Origin of the sequence: Nakamurella sp., from assembly GCF_048594475.1 — a bacterium.
GTDB lineage: Bacteria > Actinomycetota > Actinomycetes > Mycobacteriales > Nakamurellaceae > Nakamurella.
In genome coordinates, this window is record NZ_JBMDXT010000562.1 from 1 (window position 1) to 5,963 (window position 5,963).

The window sequence follows — 5,963 nt, forward strand, 5'->3', positions numbered from 1 at the left end:
GTCCGGCGGCGGGTCGGCCGCCGGACGCGCCTCGGGCCGCCCGGCGGCCGCCTTGTCCAGGTCGGGGCTCATCGGTGGGCCTCGCTCTCGGAACGGAAGAACGCCGTCGCGTCGGGCGCGGCAGCCAGCTGGTCCCAGTGGTGGCAGGCCGCGTCGTGCTGCTCGGAATCCGTCGGCGCCAGCTCCGGCTCGGTCTCCCGGCACAGGTCGGTGGCCAGCGGGCACCGGGGGGAGAAGGGACACCCGGTCGGCAGGTTGATCAGCGACGGCGGGGCGCCGGTGATCGGCCGCAGCCGGCCGACGTCGCCGGCCTTCGGGATGGACCCGAGAAGCCCGGCGGTGTAGGGCATCCGGGGGTGGTAGAAGACCGTGTCGGTGGCCCCGAGCTCGACCGGGCGGCCGGCGTACATGACCAGCGTCCGGTGCGTCATCCCGGCGACCACGCCCAGGTCGTGGGTGATCAGGATGATGGCCGCGTTGAACGCGTCCTTGACCTCGATCAGCTTTTCCAGGATCTGCGCCTGGACCGTGACGTCCAGGGCGGTGGTGGGCTCGTCGGCGATGATGACGTCCGGGTTGTTGATGACCGCCATGGCGATCATCGCCCGCTGCCGCATACCGCCGGAGAACTCGTGCGGGTAGGAGTTCAGCCGCTCCTTGGGCTGCGGGATGCCGACCAGCGCCAGCATCTCCTCGGCCCGGGCCAGGGCCTGCTTGCGGGGCATCATCTCGTGCGACAGCACGGCCTCGGCCAGCTGGAACCCGATGGGGTACACCGGGTTCATCGCCGTCATCGGGTCCTGGAAGATCATCGCGATCTTGCGCCCGCGCAGCGACCGCTGCTGCGCCTTGCTCATCGCCAGCACGCTCTGGCCCCGGAACGAGATCGTCCCGCTGATCCGGGCGCTCTTGGGCAGCAGGCCCATCACGGCCATCGACGAGACCGACTTGCCCGAACCCGATTCGCCGACGATGCCCAGGACCTCGCGCTCGTGCAGGGTGTAGGAGACCCCGCGGACCGCCCGGACCAGCCCGTCGTCGGTGGGAAAGCCGACCGTCAGGTTTTCCACCTTGAGCACCTCGGTCGACCCCACCGACCCGAGGTGCTCGCCGAGCGGGGTCTCCAGCTCGGCCCCGGTCGACGGCTCGTAGACCTCGTACAGCTCGGGCGCCTCCTGGCGGGCCGGCCCGTAGAGGCTGCCGCCGGGGGTCTCGTTCGGCGGTGTCGTGGGAGGAACGGTCATCAGGCACGCACCCGGTTCTGCCGTGGGTCGAAGGCGTCGCGCAGGCCGTCGCCGATGAAGTTGATGGACAGCGCGATGACGATGATGAACAGGCCGGGCCACCAGAACAGCCACGGCCGGGTGGCGAACGCGTTCTGGTAGGTCGAGACCAGCAGGCCCAGCGAGGTGTCCGGCGCCCTCACCCCGAAACCGAGGTAGGACAGGGCAGTCTCGAGCAGGATGGCGCTGGCGATGGCCAGTGTCGCCGCCACCGTGATCACGCCGACGGTGTTGGGCAGGATGTGCTTGAAGATGATCCGCCGCGGCTTGGCCCCCAACGCACGGGCGGCCTCGACGAACTCCTTCTCCCGGAGCGAGAGGAACTCGCCCCGCACCAGCCGGGCCAGCGACGTCCAGAGCACGAAACCGAGCACCACGGCCAGCACCAGCGGGCCGGCGCCGCCGAACCGCTGGCCCAGCACCGCGGCGATGACGAGCACCGGGATGGTGATGATGACATCGGTGAACCGCATCAGCGAGCTCTCGACCCAGCGGCCGTAGTAGCCGGAGACGGCGCCGATCGCCACCCCGATGACGGTGCTGACGACGCCGACGACGAACGCGATCATGATCGAGATCTGCGCGCCGCGCATGGTCAGCGCGAAGTAGTCGCGGCCCAGGTCGTCCTGGCCGAACGGGTGGTCGCCGATGCTGAACCCGTCCCCGCCGAGGAACGTCGGGATCACGCTCAGGGTCGGCGCGCCCCGGTTCACCACGATGCCGGGGGTGACGTAGTCGTACTTCCACCACCCGGGGATGCCGGCGAAGCCGATCGAGGTGAACGCCAGCAGGATCACGAAGATCAGCACGGCCAGCGAGATCATCGCCGCCTTGTGCCGGAAGAACCGGCGCCGCACCAATTGTCCCTGGGTGCGGGCGACGATCGCCAGCCCCTGCGCGGCCGTTGTGCCGGTGGCCGCGGCCTGCGCCGGGGCCGGCTTCTTGTCCGGCACCTGCTTGGAATCGGTGCTCATCGCTGCACCCGCTCTGCGCTCGTCATGACAGCCGAATCCTTGGATCGAGGAAGCCGTAGGTGATGTCGGCGAGCATGTTGGCCACCACGATGGCCGCGCCGGTCACCAGGAAGAAGCCCATGACCGCGTTGGCGTCGGGGATCTTGAGCGCGTCGTTGAAGAACTTGCCCATGCCCGACCAGCCGAACACCGTCTCGGTGATGATCGCGCCGCCGATCAGGCCGCCGATGTCGAGGGCGACGATGGTCGTGATCGGGATCATCGCGTTGCGGAAGCCGTGCCGGACCACGACGGTCCGCTCGGTCAGCCCCTTCGCGCGGGCCGTGCGGATGTAGTCCTGGTTCATCACCTCGAGCATCGACGACCGGGTGTACCGGGTGTACGACGCGATCGAGATGAGCACGATGGCGATGGTCGGCAGGATCAGGTGCCCCAGCTGGTCGAGCAGGGTCTCCCAGAAATCGCCCTGAAAGTTCGGCGTGGTCGCACCGATGGTGGCGATCACGACCCCGTTGACCTTGGCCGAGTAGGCGGGGACGGCGTCGAGCAGGTGGCTCATGAACACCAGCAGCGAGCAGCCGAACGCGGTCAGCATGGACGCCTTGATCGCCTGCGACCGGTACAGCCCGCCCAGGCCGCCGCCGATCGCGGCGCCGATCACCAGGGCGGTGACCAGCAGGCCCAGCAGCAGCATCGTGGTCGGGTCGGCCAGCAGCGAGTCGAGGGCGAAGTAGCTGACCACGCCGACCGCGGCCGTGGCCAGCGTCGTGTACAGCACGATCCGCGACCGGAACCCGGCGATCAGCGCGGTCGAGGCGAACGCGGTCAGCACCGACATGATGATCATCGTCACCGGGCCGATCCCGGGCGAGGCGAACCAATCGGTCAGGCTCAGCCCGGTCATGATCACCGCGACCACCGCGGCGCCCACGCCGGCCGCGATCAGCCGGGTGCGCCGGTCCCCGCCGACGATGCCGGCGGCGAGCAGGCCGGCCACCACCGCGGAGACGATGATGACCCAGGGCGGAATGACCGGATCCTGCAGCCAGCTGTTGAACTTGATCGCCAGGAACTGCTTCATCAGCACGGCGATCCAGAAGACCGGCAGCGAGAAGAACAGGAAGGCCAGGAACGTCACGCTGTAGTCCAGGCCCGAGTACTGGCGCAGCGCGGTCACCATGCCGACGGCCACGCCCAGCACGACCGCGATGATCAGGGCGAACACGACCAGCCGCAGCGTCGAGCCGATGGCCACGCTCAGCCCGCCGATGACCGGCGCGCCGGTGGCCATGTTGCCCAGGTCGCAGTTGCCGACGAAGCAGCCGAGGGCACCACCGAGCCAGGCCAGGTAGCGGGGAATGATGGGGACGTCCAGGCTCAGGTTCCTGGTCATCGCGGCGATCTTGGCTTCCTTGCCCGGATCGGCCGACTCGTAGAGCGCCGAGCGGGGATCGCCCGCGTTGGCCACCAGCACGTAGACGATGAACGTCGCGGCCAGCAGCACGAGAATGGATATCAGGAATCGCCTGATGATGAACGAAGCCACGGTGCCTCCTACCCGTCGGCAACGGCGTGGCGAGCCGCGGCGGAGGCGCGCCACTGTCCGGGAACGACGACGGGCCGGGAAGTCGGGGACTGTCCCGGCCCGTCATCGGACCGGCGTGGGGATCAGTGTGATCCCTGCGCCGGTGTCCTGCCAATCGAAGATCATCCGGGCCGGGCGGGGCCCGGCCCGGACGATCGGCCGACCCTGGGTCAGCCGGTGCGCTGCCAGTCCTGCATGTTCCAGGTGGCCTGGGTCTGCGTGGCGTTCAGCACCGGGCCCTCGATGTTCGACTTCATCGCGACCACACCCGGGAAGGTGAAGATCGGGAACGTGTAGTAGTTCGCCGCGAGCCGCTGGTCCACCGTCTCCAGCAGCGGCAGGGCCCCCGACGGGTCGGTGAGCGTGGCCAGGCTGTTCAGCGCGGTGTCGATCTGCGGGTCGTTCCAGCCGGAGTAGTTCTGGCCACCGGTGGACAGGTACTCCGAGGGGATCGAGCCGAGCAGGCCGGAACCGGCCCACGCGAACAGCGCGATGTCGTAGTCACCCTGCGACAGGGTCGGCCCGAACTTGTCGCTGGACAGCGGGACGTCCTGGATGTTGAAGCCGGCGGGGTCGCAGCTGGCCTTGAGCAGGGCGACCTCGTTGGTCCGCCGCGGGTTCGGGTCGATGTGGATGACCCGGATGGTCTTGCCCGGAGCCTCGCCGGAGGCGGCGTAGGCGGCCTTGGCCCCCTCGAGATCGACGTCCGCGTAGTTCGCGAAGCCGGACTGCGACGCGGTCTGCTCGTAGCCTTCCTGGAAGTCCATCAGCATCAGCGAGTTCAGCAGCTTGGCATCCGGGTTGGACGGCACGATCAGGTTGTCCACGATCTGCTGGCGCGGTGCGCACTTGAACAGCGCCTCACGCAGCTTCTCGTTGGCGAAGCCGTTCTTGACCGACAGGTCCATGTGCTCGTAGGTGAACTGCGAGCCGTAGTCGGCCTTGACCGAGTTGCCCAGGTTGGTCAGCGCGGCGTTGACGTCCGGGTTCGGCTGCGGCTCGATGACGTCGACCTCACCCGAGGCCAGCGCGGAGACCTGCTGGTCCTGCGAGATGTAGCGGATGACGACGGTGTCGGTCTTGGCCGGCTCGCCCCACCACTTGTCGTTCTTCTTCAGCGTCACCGACTGGCCCGGATCCCAGGCGGCCACGTAGTACGGGCCGGACGAGGGGATGGTGGTCGCGGCCGGCAGGCCCTTGGACTTGTCCAGGGTCCAGCCGCTGTTCCAGAAGTCGGCCAGCTTGGTCAGCGTGGCGACGTCGTCGGTCTCGACCGCCTTGACGACCCCGGCGGCGTCGGTGCCGGCCGCGGCCGCGGCCACGTGCGCCGGCAGGATGCTGGAGCCGGCCGAGGTGGCGATGGCGACCTGCCAGTCGACGAACGGCTTGGTGTAGGTCAGAGTGACCGACTTGTCCCCGTCGGCACAGGTCGGCTTCTGGGTCTGGTCAAGACCGGAGGTCGACGCGGTGTCGAACAGGTAGGCCGGCTCGGCCGGCACGTTGCCCGGTTCGTTGAGCGTGCCGTCCTTGTTGTACCGGCCGGAGTTGGCCGCCCAGGCGTACAGGAAGTCGGCACAGCCGATCGGCAGGCCGTCGGACCAGACAGCCTTGTCGTTGAACGTGTACTAGACCGTCAGCGGGTCGTCGGAGGTCTTCTCGATGGTCCCGAACTCGGTGTCCATCTGGATGTTGCCCTTGTTGTCCACGTAGGAGAACCCGCGCAGCACCTGGTTGAGCACGACCTGGTTGGCCGTCGCGTTGCCCGAGCTGGATCCGGAGTTGTAGTCGTACCACTCCTGCTCCTGCGCGTAGGTGATGGTGCCGGAGTCCCCCGAGCCGCCACCGCCGCCCGCGGCCGAACTGCCGGACGCGGCCCCGCCGCCACCGGAGGTCGCCGCGCTCGTCGTCGTGGTCGAGCTGCTGCTCCCGCCGCAGGCGGCGAGTGTCAGCGCCGTCACCGCCGCGAGCGCGGTGATGGTCACCGCTCGAGTTCTCCTCATTGACATTCCTTCCTTGTGGAACGGCTGCCGTTCTCGGTCGGGGGCCGTCGGCCGACCAGCACCACACTGAACCCGGCGCAGCAGCACGCACCGGCAGATTACCCGACAGTACGAGGGCCCA

Annotated in this window: 4 protein-coding genes and 1 pseudogene; all 5 read right to left on the reverse strand. The window is 68.7% G+C overall.

What is annotated here, in order from left to right; genetic code table 11:
• Positions 1-68: 68 nt before the first annotated feature.
• The 5 genes and pseudogenes from ACOJUF_RS25280 to ACOJUF_RS25300 all read right to left on the reverse strand — a co-directional run bounded on the left by ACOJUF_RS25280 (position 69) and on the right by ACOJUF_RS25300 (position 5,824).
• Positions 69-1,244 carry an ABC transporter ATP-binding protein gene (locus ACOJUF_RS25280; protein ID WP_420124565.1) on the reverse strand — a complete coding sequence of 392 codons (1,176 nt, stop codon included), beginning with the start codon at positions 1,242-1,244 and terminating at the stop codon, positions 69-71.
• On the reverse strand, positions 1,244-2,257 hold the full coding sequence (locus tag ACOJUF_RS25285; protein WP_420124566.1) for an ABC transporter permease: 1,014 nt from the start codon (positions 2,255-2,257) through the stop codon (positions 1,244-1,246). Before ACOJUF_RS25285 ends, ACOJUF_RS25280 begins: the two co-directional genes overlap by 1 nt.
• 22 nt (positions 2,258-2,279) lie before the next feature.
• Entirely contained in the window at positions 2,280-3,803 is a 1,524-nt protein-coding gene (locus ACOJUF_RS25290) for an ABC transporter permease (RefSeq protein WP_420124567.1), read from the reverse strand.
• Between the two features lie 209 nt (positions 3,804-4,012).
• Positions 4,013-5,449, reverse strand: a pseudogene (locus tag ACOJUF_RS25295) (ABC transporter substrate-binding protein); the annotation flags it as partial.
• Positions 5,450-5,467: 18 nt separating this feature from the next.
• A complete protein-coding gene (locus ACOJUF_RS25300) occupies positions 5,468-5,824 on the reverse strand; it encodes a hypothetical protein (RefSeq protein WP_420124568.1) in 357 nt (118 codons plus the stop codon).
• Positions 5,825-5,963 lie beyond the last annotated feature (139 nt).

Coding starts and splice junctions, on each gene's coding strand:
- ACOJUF_RS25285 (WP_420124566.1), bottom strand. CDS start 2,257: ATGAGCACCGATTCCAAGCAGGTGCCGGACAAGAAGCCGGCCCCGGCG.
- ACOJUF_RS25280 (WP_420124565.1), bottom strand. CDS start 1,244: ATGACCGTTCCTCCCACGACACCGCCGAACGAGACCCCCGGCGGCAGC.